This is a genomic window from Enterobacter sp. BRE11, assembly GCF_031844285.1.
Classification (GTDB): Bacteria; Pseudomonadota; Gammaproteobacteria; order Enterobacterales; family Enterobacteriaceae; genus Pantoea.
This window is the reverse complement of the sequence record NZ_JAUZUX010000011.1, coordinates 176,080-190,892: the sequence shown is the minus strand read 5'-3', so window position 1 is coordinate 190,892 and position 14,813 is coordinate 176,080. Positions and strand designations below refer to the sequence as shown.

The 14,813-nt window shown below is 59.1% G+C and carries 17 protein-coding genes; 6 read left to right on the top strand and 11 right to left on the bottom strand.

Going from position 1 to position 14,813, the window contains the following annotated elements; translation table 11 throughout:
- On the top strand, window positions 1-522 hold the full coding sequence (locus Q9R34_RS13895; protein ID WP_033749328.1) for a type 1 glutamine amidotransferase domain-containing protein: 522 nt from the start codon (window positions 1-3) through the stop codon (window positions 520-522).
- Window positions 523-540: 18 nt separating this feature from the next.
- On the opposite strand, the gene Q9R34_RS13890 is transcribed toward Q9R34_RS13895, so the two are convergent.
- On the bottom strand, window positions 541-987 hold the full coding sequence (locus Q9R34_RS13890) for a YhbP family protein (RefSeq protein ID WP_434124315.1): 447 nt from the start codon (window positions 985-987) through the stop codon (window positions 541-543).
- Between the two features lie 90 nt (window positions 988-1,077).
- Here Q9R34_RS13890 and Q9R34_RS13885 point away from each other — a divergent pair, with 90 nt between their 5' ends.
- Window positions 1,078-1,365: a GIY-YIG nuclease family protein gene (locus tag Q9R34_RS13885; RefSeq protein ID WP_033749640.1), complete on the top strand. Its 288-nt coding sequence runs from the start codon at window positions 1,078-1,080 to the stop codon at window positions 1,363-1,365.
- Here Q9R34_RS13885 and Q9R34_RS13880 read toward each other — a convergent pair.
- Together Q9R34_RS13880 and ubiT are read right to left on the bottom strand one after the other, a co-directional pair.
- Window positions 1,349-1,855 carry a GNAT family N-acetyltransferase gene (locus Q9R34_RS13880; RefSeq protein ID WP_216492545.1) on the bottom strand — a complete coding sequence of 169 codons (507 nt, stop codon included), beginning with the start codon at window positions 1,853-1,855 and terminating at the stop codon, window positions 1,349-1,351. The two genes, Q9R34_RS13885 and Q9R34_RS13880, sit on opposite strands and share 17 nt — an antisense overlap.
- The gene (gene ubiT, locus Q9R34_RS13875; RefSeq protein ID WP_434124313.1) at window positions 1,849-2,373 is read right to left on the bottom strand and encodes a ubiquinone anaerobic biosynthesis accessory factor UbiT; all 525 of its coding nucleotides are present in this window, start codon (window positions 2,371-2,373) and stop codon (window positions 1,849-1,851) included. The genes Q9R34_RS13880 and ubiT overlap by 7 nt, the downstream gene beginning before the upstream one ends.
- Before the next feature lie 203 nt (window positions 2,374-2,576).
- Between ubiT and ubiU the strand changes: the two genes are divergently transcribed.
- The 3 genes from ubiU (at window position 2,577) to Q9R34_RS13860 (ending at window position 5,591) form a co-directional block, all read left to right on the top strand.
- Complete coding sequence (gene ubiU, locus Q9R34_RS13870) at window positions 2,577-3,572, top strand: ubiquinone anaerobic biosynthesis protein UbiU (protein ID WP_434124312.1); 996 nt, start codon at window positions 2,577-2,579, stop codon at window positions 3,570-3,572.
- A 10-nt stretch (window positions 3,573-3,582) separates the two neighbouring features.
- A complete protein-coding gene (locus Q9R34_RS13865; RefSeq protein ID WP_434124311.1) occupies window positions 3,583-4,464 on the top strand; it encodes a U32 family peptidase in 882 nt (293 codons plus the stop codon).
- Window positions 4,465-4,580: 116 nt separating this feature from the next.
- Entirely contained in the window at window positions 4,581-5,591 is a 1,011-nt protein-coding gene (locus Q9R34_RS13860; protein ID WP_434124310.1) for a luciferase-like monooxygenase, read from the top strand.
- 18 nt (window positions 5,592-5,609) lie between these two features.
- Here the strand turns inward: Q9R34_RS13860 and Q9R34_RS13855 are convergent, their stop codons facing one another.
- Window positions 5,610-6,512 (bottom strand): AraC family transcriptional regulator, encoded by a 903-nt coding sequence (locus Q9R34_RS13855; RefSeq protein ID WP_434124309.1) that lies wholly within the window; start codon window positions 6,510-6,512, stop codon window positions 5,610-5,612.
- 179 nt (window positions 6,513-6,691) lie between these two features.
- Between Q9R34_RS13855 and Q9R34_RS13850 the strand changes: the two genes are divergently transcribed.
- Window positions 6,692-7,438, top strand: coding sequence for an SDR family NAD(P)-dependent oxidoreductase (locus tag Q9R34_RS13850; RefSeq protein WP_485894410.1), 747 nt, complete (start codon window positions 6,692-6,694; stop codon window positions 7,436-7,438).
- Between the two features lie 54 nt (window positions 7,439-7,492).
- On the opposite strand, the gene Q9R34_RS13845 is transcribed toward Q9R34_RS13850, so the two are convergent.
- From Q9R34_RS13845 to rbfA, 7 genes are all read right to left on the bottom strand, one after another.
- Window positions 7,493-9,382 (bottom strand): DEAD/DEAH family ATP-dependent RNA helicase, encoded by a 1,890-nt coding sequence (locus tag Q9R34_RS13845; RefSeq protein WP_485894408.1) that lies wholly within the window; start codon window positions 9,380-9,382, stop codon window positions 7,493-7,495.
- Between the two features lie 16 nt (window positions 9,383-9,398).
- Window positions 9,399-9,455, bottom strand: a complete 57-nt coding sequence (gene yrbN, locus Q9R34_RS13840) for a protein YrbN (protein ID WP_100229640.1) — start codon at window positions 9,453-9,455, stop codon at window positions 9,399-9,401.
- A gap of 104 nt (window positions 9,456-9,559) precedes the next feature.
- Window positions 9,560-10,444 carry a lipoprotein NlpI gene (gene nlpI / locus Q9R34_RS13835; protein WP_033749316.1) on the bottom strand — a complete coding sequence of 295 codons (885 nt, stop codon included), beginning with the start codon at window positions 10,442-10,444 and terminating at the stop codon, window positions 9,560-9,562.
- Between the two features lie 131 nt (window positions 10,445-10,575).
- Complete coding sequence (gene pnp / locus Q9R34_RS13830; protein WP_485894406.1) at window positions 10,576-12,711, bottom strand: polyribonucleotide nucleotidyltransferase; 2,136 nt, start codon at window positions 12,709-12,711, stop codon at window positions 10,576-10,578.
- Between the two features lie 307 nt (window positions 12,712-13,018).
- Window positions 13,019-13,288 (bottom strand): 30S ribosomal protein S15, encoded by a 270-nt coding sequence (gene rpsO / locus Q9R34_RS13825; RefSeq protein WP_033749314.1) that lies wholly within the window; start codon window positions 13,286-13,288, stop codon window positions 13,019-13,021.
- A 118-nt stretch (window positions 13,289-13,406) separates the two neighbouring features.
- Window positions 13,407-14,351 (bottom strand): tRNA pseudouridine(55) synthase TruB, encoded by a 945-nt coding sequence (gene truB / locus Q9R34_RS13820; protein ID WP_485894404.1) that lies wholly within the window; start codon window positions 14,349-14,351, stop codon window positions 13,407-13,409.
- The gene (gene rbfA, locus Q9R34_RS13815; protein ID WP_033749639.1) at window positions 14,351-14,758 is read right to left on the bottom strand and encodes a 30S ribosome-binding factor RbfA; all 408 of its coding nucleotides are present in this window, start codon (window positions 14,756-14,758) and stop codon (window positions 14,351-14,353) included. The genes truB and rbfA overlap by 1 nt, the downstream gene beginning before the upstream one ends.
- Window positions 14,759-14,813: the final 55 nt, after the last annotated feature.

Genomic DNA, 14,813 nt, shown 5'->3' with positions numbered 1-14,813 from the left:
ATGAGCAAGAAGATTGCGGTGTTGATTACCGACGAATTTGAAGACTCAGAGTTCACCTCGCCGGCCGACGCCTACAAACAGGCGGGCTTCGAGGTGGTGACCATTGAGAAAGAGGCGGGCAAAACCGTCACCGGCAAACAGGGCGAAGCGCAGGTGAAAATCGACCGCGCCATCGACGAGGTCAGCCCGGCCGAGTTTGACGCGCTGCTGCTGCCAGGCGGCCACTCGCCTGATTCGCTGCGCAGCGACGACCGCTTCGTCGCCTTTACCAAAGAGTTCGTCGCCAGCGGCAAACCGATTTTCGCTATCTGCCACGGTCCGCAGCTGCTAATCAGCGCGAACGGCGTGCGCGGCCGCAAGATGACCTGCGTGAAGGCGATCGCTATCGATTTGCGCAATGCCGGCGCGGACTTCTATGACGAAGAGGTGATTGTGGATGACGATCGTCTCGTCACCAGCCGTACGCCAGACGATCTGCCCGCCTTTAACCGCGAGTCGCTGCGTATACTACAGGCGTCGTAATGCCGGTTTCCCTTTCCCTCAGGGGAAAGGGATTTCATTTTCTTCCCGCCGCCAGCTGATTTTTTTACCAAATCCCAGCGCGTTATCGGTCATCTTGACCTCCTCCAGCTGAATCTCCCACAGCGGCGCAGAGACTTTGCGCGCCACCGGAAAACGTTTTTGATACGCCTTGCGCGCCTGCGCTTCCGCGTCGCCGTCGAGCAGCGTGATATGGCCGCGATACTGCACGCCTTTAATCAGCAGCACGGTTTTCGGCTGGCCGTTCACCGTGCCCGCGACCTGCGGATTCGCCTGCAGCAGCGCCCCATGGCGCGTGTCGGGTGCGGTCATCAGCCAGAACGCCATACGCGCCTCGTTAAAGACGTAGAAGCAGTTGGCACACCAGAGATCGCCGTCAGACTGGCAGCAAAGAGAGAGGACATGCTGTTTTTTCAGGTAACGCACCAGATGAGAATGGTCAGACACGTTCTGTTGCTCCGTGCAAAGATCGCCGGATAGCCGCCGCGCCGCTGGCGCGCTACACTGCCCGGCAGTAAAGATTCAGGGATGCAGATTATGAATGAGGGCTGGCAGCTCTATATCGTCCAGACCGCCGCTGGGGCGCTCTACACCGGCATCACCACCGACGTAACGCGGCGCGTCGAACAGCATGCAGCCGGACGCGGCGCGCGCGCGCTGCGCGGCAGAGGCCCGCTGGCGCTGGTGTATCGCTGCGACGCTGGCGACCGCGCCGCGGCGTCGCGGCTGGAGTACCAGGTTAAACAGCTCAGCCGCCAGCAGAAGCTGCGGCTGGTGGCGCAGCAGCCGGACTGCCTCGTCAGCTGGCTTACGCAAGCCGGCTAAAGGGCTCGGCAAAATCGATCTCGCCTTCCGCACCGACAAAAGCGTCATCCGCCAGGCGATAAACCTGAAACGCCGCTTCGGCGCCCGGCCAGCGGCAGCGTAATCCGTGGCGCGCGGCAGGCTCAAAGCCGAAGCGATTGTAATAAGCGGGATCCCCCACCACCACCACCGCGCCATAGCCAAACTCATTCAGCGTATCCAGCCCGGCGTAGATCAGCTGCTCGCCGATTTTCTGGCCGCGTACGCTTTCGTCTACTGCCAGCGGCGCCAGGCCAACCCAGTTGCGGTCTTCGCCCTGCAAGGTTACCGGGCTGAACGCGGCGTAGCCCAGCACCTGGCCTTCGTCGTCCGTCGCCACCACGCCCAGCGTCAGCAGCCCGTCTTCCCGAAGCTGCTGAACCAGCTCGGCTTCCGCTTCGGTCTTAAAGCTGCGTCTTAACAAACTGTCGATGCTTGCCGCATCCACCCCTATTTCTGTGCGAATTAACATACACTCTCCGCGCGCGCCTGTGCGGCCTTCGCGTCCTGTTTCATTCCCGCTTCGACAAACGCAGCCAGCTGCTGCAGTCCCGTGCGCAACGCCGTGGGCATGGCCTCAAGTTCCAGAGCATCCATCAGGTTTTTTACCTCTAGTCCCAGCTCCGTGTCGCCTTCAATCAGCAGACGACGCTGGAAAAACAGCATATCCGGATCCGCTTTACGGGCGGCGACCAGCAGCAGATCGTTAGCATTGCCGCGAAACCAGACGTCCGCCTCGGCATGCTGTACGACCCTGAGCTGGCCCTCTTCAATGGTGGTAATCCAGCGTAAACCCACATCCGCGATCTCAATACCCAGATGACGCGCCTGCAGAAAGTCTAACTCACCTTCCGCCAAAGCATGACGAAATTGCCAGTTCAGGAGTTGTTGCAGAAAGGCTTTTTTTAACGGGAACGGGGTTAGAGAAACAGGTAAGGCAAGGAATTTTGGGCCTTTTTTTACTAACTCAGCGCGTAACTGTTGGAACACCGTCGTCTCTCCCTTCAGAAAATTTTAGGTATATTGCCACATCCGCCGCCGCACGCTGCAGCCGAGATCAATAAATTCACCGCCACGCTGCGCAAATTTTCCGCTATCCGTCGCGTCAACTGGCGAATCACTGCCCCAAATCAACATTTCCCTCCAGCCGCTTGCCTAGACTCGTCGCCTTATCCTGTCGACGAGGGAGCACTATGGAACTGCTGTGTCCGGCCGGTAATCTGCCCGCCGTGCGTTCAGCGGTGGAGAATGGCGCCGATGCGGTGTATGTCGGATTAAAAGATGACACCAACGCGCGCCACTTCGCCGGGCTGAACTTTACCGACAAGAAGCTGATGGAAGCGGCGCGCTATCTGCATCAGCATCGCCGTAAATTACATGTCGCCATTAATACCTTCGCTCATCCTGACGGTATGGGCCGCTGGCAACGCGCTATCGACGTGGCGGCGCAGAACGGTGCGGACGCGCTGATCCTTGCCGATATCGCGACGCTGGAGTACGCCGCACAGCGCTACCCCGAGGTTGAACGCCATCTGTCGGTGCAGGCCTCCGCCACCAACCTGGAAGCGGTGCGCTTCTATCATCGTCACTTCGCGCTAAGCCGCGTGGTGCTGCCGCGCGTGCTGTCTCTGCATCAGGTGAAACAGCTGGCGCGCGAGACGCCGGTGCCGCTCGAGGTATTCGCCTTCGGCAGCCTCTGCATTATGGCGGAAGGCCGCTGCTATCTCTCTTCGTGGCTGACCGGCGAATCGCCCAACAGCGCGGGCGCCTGTTCGCCGGCGAAGTTCGTGCGCTGGCAGCAAACGCCCAGCGGCATGGAGTCGCGGCTTAACGACGTGCTGATTGACCGCTACGCGCCGGATGAGAGCGCTGGCTATCCCACCCTGTGCAAAGGCCGCTATCAGGTCGACGGGCAGCGCTACCACGTGCTGGAGGAGCCCACCAGCCTCAATACCCTGACGCTGCTGCCGGAGCTGCTGCGCGCGGGCGTCGCCTCGGTAAAGATCGAAGGACGTCAGCGCAGCCCGGCCTATGTCGCGCAGGTGGCGCGCGTCTGGCGACAGGCGATCGATCGCTGCAGGCGCGAGCCGGGAAACTTTGCCGTCACCGAGGCCTGGACGGCGGCGCTTGATGAGCTCTCCGAAGGCTCGCAGACCACGCTTGGCGCTTACCACCGTGAATGGCAATAAGGAGAAGAGAATGCAATACGCAATCGGTCCGGTGCTGTGGTACTGGCCGACAGAGCAGCTGGCGAGCTTTTACCAGCAGGCGGCGAGCAGCAGCGCGGATATCATCTACCTCGGTGAAGCGGTGTGCAGCAAACGGCGCGCCACCTCGTATCAGCGCTGGATGGAAATGGCGCGCGAGCTGGCGGCCAGCGGCAAGCAGGTCGTACTGAGCACGCTGGCGCTGCTGCAGTCGCCTTCGGAGCTGAAAGAGCTGAAGCGCTACGTCGATAACGGCGAGTTTCTCATTGAGGCCAACGACGTCGGCACGGTGAATATGGCGGCCGAGCGCGGTCTTCCCTTTGTCGCCGGGCCAACGCTTAACGTCTATAACGTCGAAACCCTGCACCTGCTGGTAAAAGAAGGAATGACGCGCTGGTGCATGCCGGTGGAGATGTCGCGCGACTGGCTGCTGCAGCTGCTGCAGCAGAGCGAGGAGCGCAACATCCGCAGCCGGTTCGAAGTCGAGGTGCTGGGCTACGGCTATCTGCCGCTGGCGCTCTCGGCGCGCTGCTTTACCGCCCGCGCCGAACATCGCGCCAAAGACGACTGCCAGACCTGCTGCATCAACTACCCTAACGGACGCCGCGTCCACTCGCAGGAAGGTCAGCAGGTATTTGTGCTGAACGGTATTCAGACCATGAGCGGCTACTGCTACAACCTCGGCAACGACCTGGCTGGCATGCGCGGCTGGGTCGATATTCTGCGTCTGTCGCCGCAAAGCACCGCGACGCTGGATGAGATTGCCCGCTTCCGCGCTAATGAAGAGGGGCTGTCGCCGTTAATGATGGCCAACAGCAATGACTGCAACGGCTACTGGCGTAAAGTGGCCGGCATGAGGCTGCTGACATCCTGAAAGGCACATACAGGCTAGCCGCCTGCCTTTGTTAGCAGTTTTAATATGGGCATTATTACGCAATACTGGTCGGTGCAGGTTAATCATCACCTGCGCCATACCCAACTGGAGTGCCCATGTCTGATAAAAAACCCCTTCGTCTTTCCGTGCTGGATCTGGCGCCGATTCCACAGGGTTCTACCCCGCGCGATGCCTTTCATACCTCGCTGGCGCTGGCGCGTCAGGCGGAAGCGTTGGGCTATGAACGTTACTGGCTGGCCGAGCACCATAATATGACCGGCATCGCCAGCGCGGCGACCTCGGTGCTGATCGGCTATCTGGCGGCCAACACCACGACGCTGCATCTGGGATCGGGCGGCATTATGCTGCCAAACCATGCGCCGCTGGTAATCGCCGAACAGTTCGGCACCCTGGCGTCGCTCTATCCCGGCCGCATCGATTTAGGCCTCGGCCGCGCGCCGGGCTCCGACCAGCGCACCATGATGGCGCTGCGTCGCCACCTCTCCAGCATCCATGCGGACACCTTCCCGGATGATGTTCAGGAGCTGCTTAACTGGTTCGACGCTGACGAAGATGCGCAGCCGCCGGTTCAGCCTGTGCCTGGCCTGGGCATGAAGATCCCGGTCTGGCTGCTTGGCTCCAGCCTCTACAGCGCACAGCTCTCGGCGCAGCTCGGCCTGCCATTCGCCTTTGCGTCGCACTTCGCGCCCGATCAGCTGTTCCAGGCGCTGCATCTCTATCGTGAAAAATTCCAGCCTTCGGCGCGTCTGGACAAGCCGTACGCCATGGTCTGCATCAACGTTGTCGCCGCCGACAGCGAGCGCGACGCGCGTTTCCTGTTTACCTCGCAGCAGCAGCAGTTTATCAACCTGCGCCGCGGCAAGCCGGGCCCGCTGCCTGCGCCGGTGGAAAACATGGATAATCTGTGGTCGCCGTCGGAACAGTATGGCGTGCAGCAGGCGCTGAGCATGTCGCTGGTGGGCGATGCCGATAAAGTGCGTCACGGCCTGGCCGGGCTGATGCGCGAGACTCAGGCGGACGAGATTATGGTCAACGGCCAAATTTTCGATACTGAGGCACGTCTGCGCTCCTTCGCCATTGCGATGGAAGCGGCCCGCTCGCTGTAAACGCTTCTGCGGTGGGCGCTACGCTTCCGGCCCCACCGCCAGCTGGCGCACGTCGCGCGCGGGAGATCGGCCGTAAAAACGGCTGTACTCCCGGCTGAACTGCGACGCGCTCTGGTATCCCACGCGATAGCCCGCCGTTCCGGCATCCAGCTTCTCTATCATCATCAGCCGTCGCGCCTCGTTGAGACGCAGCTGCTTCTGATACTGCATCGGCGTCATTGCGGTGACCGCTTTGAAATGATGGTGCAGCGAAGAGGCGCTCATGCCGACGCTGCTGGCAAGCCAGCCGATTTTCAGCGGCTGTTGAAAATTCTCCCGCAGCCAGCGCGCCGCGCGCGCCACCTTGTTGCCCGGCCGCTCCGCCAGCGCCATATTGAGGATGCGGCCCCCTTCCGGACCGGTCAGCAGACGATAGAAGATCTCCTGCTCGATAAGCGGCGCCAGCGCGGCGATATCCTGCGGCTGATCCAGCAGGCGAATCAGACGGATAACCGCATCCACCAGCAGCGGCGACACTTTGTGTGCCGCGATGCCGCGCTCGGTGCGCGCTTCCACCAGCGGCGAAGTGAGCGGAAACGTTTCGAGATAGCGCATCAGTCTCTCTTCGTTTATTGCGATGCCGATGCCAAGGTTCGGCTTCTCAGGCGTGGCGACCGTGACGCAGGAGCGTACCGGCATATCCATCGTCACCAGCAGCAGATCGCCGGGGCCGTAATGAATGATCTCCTCACCCATCCGCAGCGCTTTTCCGCCCTGCGCCACCAGCGCGAAGCTGGCCCATTGCGCATGATAGGTCGGTTCGGACGGCCGGGAGCTACGGCCGAAAAAGAGAAAATCAATCGCGCTGTCGTGACGGCCATCGTCGGCCGCATGACGCGCGATAAGCTGCGCCAGAAGCGCCAGCTGCGCCGGTTCCGCCATATCCTCTCCTTTATCTCCGCGAGTAAGCTGTGGCTGATATGTTACCCGAAGCGGTAACGAACGCAGCCGCTTCGCCGCCAGATTTGCAGGATCGTGCAAGAGACTTGCAGGATTGCGCTACCGCCCATTCGGCCTGAAAGCGCATATTTTGCACACGCATACGCAGGTGGAGAGACAAAATGAAAGCACTTGACGGAAAAATTGCGCTGGTGACGGGCGCCTCAAAGGGCATTGGCGCAGCGATTGCTACGGCGTTCGCTGCAGCTGGCGCGCGCGTAGTGGTCAACTACCGCCAGGATGAGGTGGGCGCGGCAGATGTGGTGAGCGACATTCGCACCCTGGGCAGCGAAGGGCTGGCGGTGCAGGCAGATATTTCCCGCGAAGCGGACGTCGAGCGGCTGTTCGACACCACGCTGGCCTGCTTTGGTGCGCCCGATATTGTGGTCAATAACGCCGGTCAGTTCCATCACGGCGAGTTTAGCGCCCTGAGCCTGCTGGAGATGCAGCAGCAGCTTAACGTGAATCTGCTGGGTACGCTGCTGGTTTGCCAGCAGGCGGCGCGGCGTTTCCCGCCGCACGGCGGCTGCATCATCAATCTCAGCGCGCTCAACAGCCAGCAGAGCACGCCGGGCTCTGTGCTCTGGGCGACCACCAAAGGCGCGATCGATACGCTGACGCAGGGGCTGGCGCGCGAGCTGGGCCCGCGCAATATTCGCGTTAACGCGCTGGCGCCGGGCATCATTATGACGGAAGGGCTGCTCTCCGCGAAGAAGCTCAATCCGCAGCTCAAGGCGCAGTTACTGGCGGCGACGCCGCTTGGGCGTTTCGGCCTGCCGGAAGATGTGGCGCAGGTGGCGCTGTTTCTCGCCTCGGAAGAGGCGGCCTATATCAGCGGCGAGCGTGTGCTGATTGCGGGCGGCGCGTAAGGCAAAAAAAAGGGAAGCCCGGAGGCTTCCCTTTTTATCAATCAGCGAGGCTGATTAGAACTCGCGACGACGCGGCGCTGCAGCAGCGCCTTCTTCGCGACGCGGACCGCGACCGCCTTCACGGTTGAAGCTGCGTCCGCCTTCACGACGCTCGGAAGAGAAACGACGTCCGCCTTCGCGACCACCTTCACGGTTGCCGCCGCCACGACGCTCGCCGCTGAAATCACGGCCGCCGCCGCGGCGTTCGCCGCGCGCTTCGCTCTGCGGCTGCGCATCGCCTAGCAGCTGCATATTCATCGGTTTATTGAGAATACGCGTGCGGGTGAAGTGCTGCAGGATATCGCCCGGCATGCCTTTCGGCAGCTCGATAGTTGAGTGGGTGCCGAACAGCTTGATGTTGCCGATGTAGCGGCTGCTGATGTCGCCTTCGTTGGCGATAGCGCCGACGATGTGACGCACTTCAACGCCGTCATCACGGCCCACTTCAATGCGGTAGAGTTCCATTTCGCCAACGTCGCGACGTTCGCGACGCGGACGATCGCCGCCTTCACGGTTGTCACGCGGGCTGCGACGGTCATCACGACGGTCGTCACGATCGCGGAACTCACGACGCTGCGGACGCGGCGCGTCCGGCTGGACGATCAGCGGGCGTTCGCCCTGCGCCATTTTCAGCAGCGCGGCGGCCAGCGTTTCCATATCCAGCTCGTCCTGCGGAGAGAGTTTCTCCAGCAGCGCACGATACTGGTCCAGATCGCTGCTTTCCAGCTGCTGCTGTACGCGTGCGGCGAATTTCTCCAGACGACGGGTGCTCAGCAGTTCGGCATTCGGCAGTTCCACTTCTGGAATGGTCAGCTTCATGGTGCGCTCAATGTTGCGCAGCAGACGACGCTCGCGGTTCTCGACGAACAGCAGTGCGCGACCCGCACGACCGGCACGGCCGGTACGACCGATACGGTGAACGTAAGACTCAGCGTCCAGCGGAATATCGTAGTTAACGACCAGGCTGATGCGTTCCACATCGAGACCACGCGCCGCAACGTCGGTAGCGATCAGGATATCGAGGCGACCATCTTTCAGGCGCTCCAGGGTCTGCTCACGCAGTGCCTGGTTCATATCGCCGTTCAGCGCGGCGCTGTTGTAGCCGTTGCGCTCCAGCGCTTCAGCCACTTCCAGCGTCGCGTTTTTGGTACGCACAAAGATAATAGCGGCATCAAAATCTTCCGCTTCCAGGAAACGCACCAGCGCGTCGGTTTTACGACCGTACGCCGTCCAGTAAGACTGGCTGATGTCCGGGCGCGTGGTGACGCTAGACTGGATGCGCACTTCCTGCGGATCTTTCATGAAACGTTTGGTGATGCGGCGGATCGCTTCCGGCATGGTCGCTGAGAACAGCGCGGTCTGATGACCTTCCGGGATCTGCGCCATGATGGTTTCAACGTCTTCGATGAAGCCCATACGTAGCATTTCATCAGCTTCGTCCAGTACCAGGCCACGCAGGTTAGAGAGATCCAGCGTGCCGCGTTTCAGGTGGTCGAGCAGACGACCCGGGGTGCCGACTACGATTTGCGGGCCCTGACGCAGCGCGCGCAGCTGCACGTCATAACGCTGGCCGCCGTAAAGGGCCACAACGTTGACACCACGCATATGTTTAGAGAATTCGGTCATCGCTTCGGCAACCTGAACCGCCAGCTCGCGGGTCGGCGCCAGCACCAGGATCTGCGGTGCGCGAAGAGAAGGATCAATGTTGTTTAACAGCGGCAGCGAGAACGCTGCGGTTTTACCACTGCCGGTCTGCGCCATGCCCAGTACGTCACGGCCCGCCAGCAGGTGAGGAATACACTCAGCCTGGATCGGAGAAGGCTTAACATAGCCCATGCCGTTCAGTGATTCGAGGATGTCGGCGTTCAGGCCCAGGTCAGCAAAAGTGGTTTGGATATCAGTCATGTAGTACACGTGCCTCTTAGATTGCGGCGGCCAGTCTACATAACTCGTCGTGAAAATTTTCAGTCATTTTCATCAAAAAGTGTGAACCGGCTCAAATTAGAAGTTTTGACGAACAGAAAAGCCCTCATCCTGAAGATGATGACTTTACAGGTAGTTCAGGCAATAAAAGTTCGTCAGCTATTGCTGGTCAGATTCTGATAAATCGTCTTGTGTCTGGCCGAGTTGCGCCAGTTCCAACAATGCGTATCGGTGTTCAACAAAGTTATTGACGTTGTTGGCCACCGCCAGTTTGAACAGCGCTTTCGCGTTGTCCTTCTCCCCCAGACTTAGGTAGTGCTTACCTAAATAGAAGTTGGTTTCACTGAGATGTTCAGCGAGCGAGGTGTTATCCGTTGCGTCTGCCTTGAGACGTTCCATCAGCGTGCTTTCACTGATGTCGCCAAGGTAGAATTCGACAATGTTCCATCCCCATTGATCGCGGGCCGCTTTGTCGTAACGCTGCTGCAGCGCAACTTTCGCCTTATCAGCATCCATCTCACGTTCGTCGAGATAGAGCCACAGGCTGCGGAAAGGATCGTTGGGATCGTCTTGATAAAACGCCAGCAGATCATCTTGCGCTAACTTGTATCGACCGCCGTAATAGAGGGCGATACCACGGTTTAAATGCGCATAATTGTAAGTTGGATCAAGCTCAAGTACAGAATCAAACGCTTCATAGGCAGCATCAAAATTGCCTGCCTGCGTTAAATATATGCCGAGATAGTTAAACACTTCCGGCATATCTGGTCTTATAGACAGCGCTTGCGAGAAATCGTTCCGCGCGAGTGCTCTCAGACCGAGACTATCATACAACACTCCGCGCTCATATAATAGCTGTGCGCGTTCATCATCGGTAAGGGCGCGACTGGCAAGAATTTGTTCCATTCGCGCCAGAATCACTTCCTGCTGCAGTGTGGGCTGTAGAGGTACTGCAAGAACTTCGTTCTTACGCCAATTGGAGTTGCTGCATCCTGCCAGCGTGATAGCTGTCGCAACAAAACACCAGCGCAAAAAAGGCTTCATTTGCCACTCCCGAATACAAACATTAGGACAACGCTCCTGTTATCCGCCTGCTGTGCAAAAGGATTCCCGCCCTCGCGATGACACAAACGCCTCTCCCATCCGCAATGGGATAAGGAGAGGCAAACAGGGAATTACTCTGCGTCTGGCGCGCTGGTCACGGCATCTTCTTCGCCCTGAGGCTTAGACTCTGTCGCTTCTTTGATGCTCAGACGGACGCGGCCCTGACGGTCCACTTCCAGTACCTTAACCGGCACTTCCTGGCCCATCTGCAGATAGTCGGTCACTTTCTCTACGCGCTTGTCCGCAATCTGAGAAATGTGTACCAGACCTTCCTTGCCGCCGCCGATGGCGACGAAGGCGCCAAAGTCGACGATACGGGTCACTTTACCGCTGTAAACACGGCCCACTTCGATCTCGGCGGTAATTTCTTCGATGCGACGAATCGCCTCTTTCGCCTTCAGACCGTCGGTCGCCGCGATTTTCACGGTGCCGTCGTCTTCGATTTCGATGGTGGTGCCGGTTTCTTCGGTCAGCGCACGGATCACGGAACCGCCTTTACCAATCACATCTTTGATCTTGTCTGAATTGATCTTGATGGTGTAAATGCGCGGCGCGAACTCAGAGATCTCTTTGCGCGGCGTGCTGATTGCCTGCTCCATCACGCCCAGGATGTGCAGACGCGCACCTTTGGCCTGATTCAGCGCAACCTGCATGATTTCGCGGGTGATGCCTTCGATTTTGATGTCCATCTGCAGCGCGGTGATACCTTCACGGCTACCGGCTACTTTGAAGTCCATATCGCCGAGGTGATCTTCGTCGCCGAGGATGTCAGACAGCACCACGAACTTCTCATCTTCTTTCACCAGGCCCATCGCGATGCCTGCAACGGCCGCTTTGATCGGCACGCCAGCATCCATCAGCGCCAGAGATGCACCGCACACGGAAGCCATAGAAGAGGAGCCGTTAGATTCGGTGATTTCAGAAACAACGCGTACGGTGTACGGGAACTCTTCCTGCTTCGGCATTACAGCCAGCACGCCGCGCTTCGCCAGACGACCGTGACCAATCTCACGACGCTTCGGCGAGCCGACCATACCGGTTTCGCCTACCGAGTACGGAGGGAAGTTGTAGTGGAACAGGAAGCTGTCGGTGCGTTCGCCCATCAGCTCGTCCAGGTTCTGCGCGTCGCGCGCGGTACCCAGCGTCGCGGCGACCAGCGCCTGCGTTTCGCCACGGGTGAACAGCGCCGAGCCGTGCGTGCGCGGCAGTACGCCGGTGCGCACGTCCAGGCCACGGATCATATCTTTTTCACGGCCGTCAATACGCGGTTCGCCGTTCAGGATACGGGTACGCACCACGTTCTTTTCCAGGCTGTGAACGATGTCGCCGATTTCAGCATCATCCAGCGTTTCGTCTTCAGCCAGCAGCGCAGCGATGGTTTCGTCTTTGATGACGCCAACCTGGGTGTAACGCTCTTGCTTGTCAGTAATGCGGTAAGCGTCGCTGATGCGCGCTTCAGCCAGGGCGGCAACGCGTGCGATCAGCGCGTCGTTAGCCGGCTCAGGCTGCCAGTCCCAGCGCGGTTTACCCGCTTCGGCGACCAGAGAATTGATGTTTTCGATAACGGTCTGCTGCTGCTCGTGGCCAAACACCACTGCACCCAGCATCTGATCTTCGGTCAGGATATCCGCTTCGGACTCAACCATCAGTACCGCGTTCTGCGTACCGGCAACCACCAGATCCAGACGAGACTGTTTGATTTCGTCAGCGGTCGGGTTCAGCACATACTGGTCGTTGATGTAGCCGACGCGCGCGGCACCGATCGGGCCGTTGAACGGCAGGCCTGACAGCGCCAGTGCGGCAGAGGCGCCGATCATCGCGACGATATCCGGGTTGACCTGCGGGTTTACGGAAACCACGGTGGCGATAACCTGAACTTCGTTAACGAAGCCTTCCGGAAACAGCGGACGAATCGGGCGGTCAATCAGACGCGCAATCAGGGTTTCGCCTTCGCTTGGACGGCCTTCGCGACGGAAGAAGCTGCCCGGGATACGGCCAGCCGCGTAGGTACGCTCCTGGTAGTTCACGGTCAGCGGGAAGAAGTCCTGACCGGGTTTGGCTTTTTTCTGGCCAACAACGGTAACAAATACAGCGGTGTCGTCCATGCTGGCCATAACGGCTGCGGTGGCCTGGCGCGCCATCATGCCGGTTTCCAGCGTGACGGTATGCTGACCATATTGGAATTGACGTACGATCGGGTTCAGCAAAATGAATTCCTTAACTTCGGGGCAGCGCCTTTCTGGCGTGCCATGGATTACCGATCTTCAGTTGCATCCTCGCGACTAATGACAACCCTTAACCGAATCTGCGGTAAAGCCTCTCATTAGCCGCGCGAACCTCTGCAAACGAAGATCACTCACTGCAACAATACATGAGTTTGGTCCGGATTGCTGCGCATTGCTCGAAAAAAGGGGCCATAAAGGCCCCCTTTTCGTGAAACTCGCACGAATCTGATCGCAAGACGCGTTTTTTCGCAAACTCTCTGCGCTACATCCTTGATCAGATTCTTCAGACTTAGCGACGCAGACCCAGGCTTTCGATCAGGCTGGTGTAGCGTGCAACGTCTTTACGCTTCAGGTAGTCCAGCAGCTTACGACGCTGAGATACCATGCGCAGCAGACCGCGACGGCTGTGGTGGTCTTTCTTGTGCTCAGAGAAGTGACCCTGCAGGTGGCTAATCTGGGCAGTCAGCAGTGCAACCTGAACTTCAGTTGAGCCGCTGTCGTTAGCGCCACGACCGTATTTAGCAACGATCTCTGCTTTAGCTTCTACGCTTAGAGACATAATAAACTCCAGTAATAAATGAATGTATGGGCGCCGATCTCTAATTCAGCTACCCGCTTTAAAGCCGCGCTATTCTACTCTTCGCCCGAGAGCAACGCAAATACGACGTTGCGTAACGTTACGCCGGATACTCCACCACCAGGCGACGCGGCGCGACGCGTCCGTCAGCCGCGATTTCCGCCATGCCGATAAATTTATGCGCATCGCCTTCGGTAACGCGCACCAGCCCCTGCTGCGGCGCATCCGCTGCCTGAACCGGCATGCCCTGTTTAAAATAAGCGGCGACGGCGGAAGGCAGATTAACGATGGGAAATGCGTCCGCCGGGCTATCCATCGGCAGTAAAAGCGCGTCAAGCGGCGCGTAATCAGGTATTTCCGCCGCGTTTACCGTCGCCGCGACGGCCTGCAGCTGCTCCAGCGTCATCATCTTTTCGATCGGATAGCGCGCCACCTGCAAACGACGCAGCATAATGACATGCGCGCCGCAGCCGAGCTTCTCGCCCAGATCGTCGATAATGGTGCGGATATAGGTGCCTTTGGAGACGTGAATTTCCAGCTCCAGCTCATCGCCTTCCCAGCGAATAAACTGCAGCTCAAAGACGGTAATCGGACGCGCTTCGCGCGGCACGGTCACCCCTTCACGCGCGTACTCATACAGCTTTCGGCCTTGATACTTCAGCGCCGAAAACATGGTCGGCACCTGCATCGTCTCGCCGCGAAAGCTCTCCAGCGCCGCGTCGAGTTGATCCTGGCTAAAGGAGACCGTGCGCGTTTCGACGATATTGCCGTCGGCGTCGGACGTATCGGTGCGCTCGCCGAGGCGCGCAATGACGCGATAACGCTTATCCGAGTCGAGCAGATACTGGGAGAACTTGGTCGCTTCGCCGAGACAAATCGGCAGCATGCCGGTCGCCAGCGGATCGAGCGCGCCGGTGTGGCCCGCCTTGTTAGCGTTAAACAGACGTTTAACTTTTTGCAGCACATCGTTGGACGACGCGCCCTGCTGCTTGTCGAGCAGGAACACACCGTGGACGTCGCGACCGCGACGACGAGGACGACTCATCAGTCCTCCTTGTCATCTTCCGCCGGGTTTTCACCGCGGCGCTCGACGTCGTTTTTGATGACGTTCGACACCAGGTTCGACATGCGCATACCTTCAATCAGCGAATTGTCGTAGAAGAAGGTCAGTTCCGGCACGATACGCAGACGCATCGCTTTGCCGAGCAGAATACGGATATAGCCAGAGGCTTCTTTCAGCGCCTTCAGGCCATTTTTAACGGCCTCTTCGTCTTTGTCGTTAAGGAAGGTGACAAACACTTTGGCATACGCGAGGTCGCGCGACACTTCCACGCCGGATACCGTCACCATCATGCCAAGACGCGGATCTTTAATCTCGCGCTGCAGAATGATGGCAATCTCTTTTTGCAGCTCCTGCGACACGCGCTGCGGACGGCCAAATTCTTTCGCCATAATCATCTCTCCAAAATAATTCGGGAGGCCAGCGGCCTCCCAAATTGCAACACAT

Coding starts and splice junctions, on each gene's coding strand:
- nlpI (WP_033749316.1), bottom strand. CDS start 10,444: ATGAAGCCTTTTTTGCGCTGGTGTTTTGTTGCGACAGCTATCACGCTG.
- Q9R34_RS13850 (WP_485894410.1), top strand. CDS start 6,692: ATGAAAGCACTTGACGGAAAAATTGCGCTGGTGACGGGCGCCTCAAAG.
- Q9R34_RS13855 (WP_434124309.1), bottom strand. CDS start 6,512: ATGGCGGAACCGGCGCAGCTGGCGCTTCTGGCGCAGCTTATCGCGCGT.
- Q9R34_RS13865 (WP_434124311.1), top strand. CDS start 3,583: ATGCAATACGCAATCGGTCCGGTGCTGTGGTACTGGCCGACAGAGCAG.
- Q9R34_RS13860 (WP_434124310.1), top strand. CDS start 4,581: ATGTCTGATAAAAAACCCCTTCGTCTTTCCGTGCTGGATCTGGCGCCG.
- ubiU (WP_434124312.1), top strand. CDS start 2,577: ATGGAACTGCTGTGTCCGGCCGGTAATCTGCCCGCCGTGCGTTCAGCG.
- Q9R34_RS13845 (WP_485894408.1), bottom strand. CDS start 9,382: ATGACTGATATCCAAACCACTTTTGCTGACCTGGGCCTGAACGCCGAC.
- truB (WP_485894404.1), bottom strand. CDS start 14,351: ATGAGTCGTCCTCGTCGTCGCGGTCGCGACGTCCACGGTGTGTTCCTG.
- Q9R34_RS13885 (WP_033749640.1), top strand. CDS start 1,078: ATGAATGAGGGCTGGCAGCTCTATATCGTCCAGACCGCCGCTGGGGCG.
- rbfA (WP_033749639.1), bottom strand. CDS start 14,758: ATGGCGAAAGAATTTGGCCGTCCGCAGCGCGTGTCGCAGGAGCTGCAA.
- Q9R34_RS13895 (WP_033749328.1), top strand. CDS start 1: ATGAGCAAGAAGATTGCGGTGTTGATTACCGACGAATTTGAAGACTCA.
- Q9R34_RS13880 (WP_216492545.1), bottom strand. CDS start 1,855: ATGTTAATTCGCACAGAAATAGGGGTGGATGCGGCAAGCATCGACAGT.
- rpsO (WP_033749314.1), bottom strand. CDS start 13,288: ATGTCTCTAAGCGTAGAAGCTAAAGCAGAGATCGTTGCTAAATACGGT.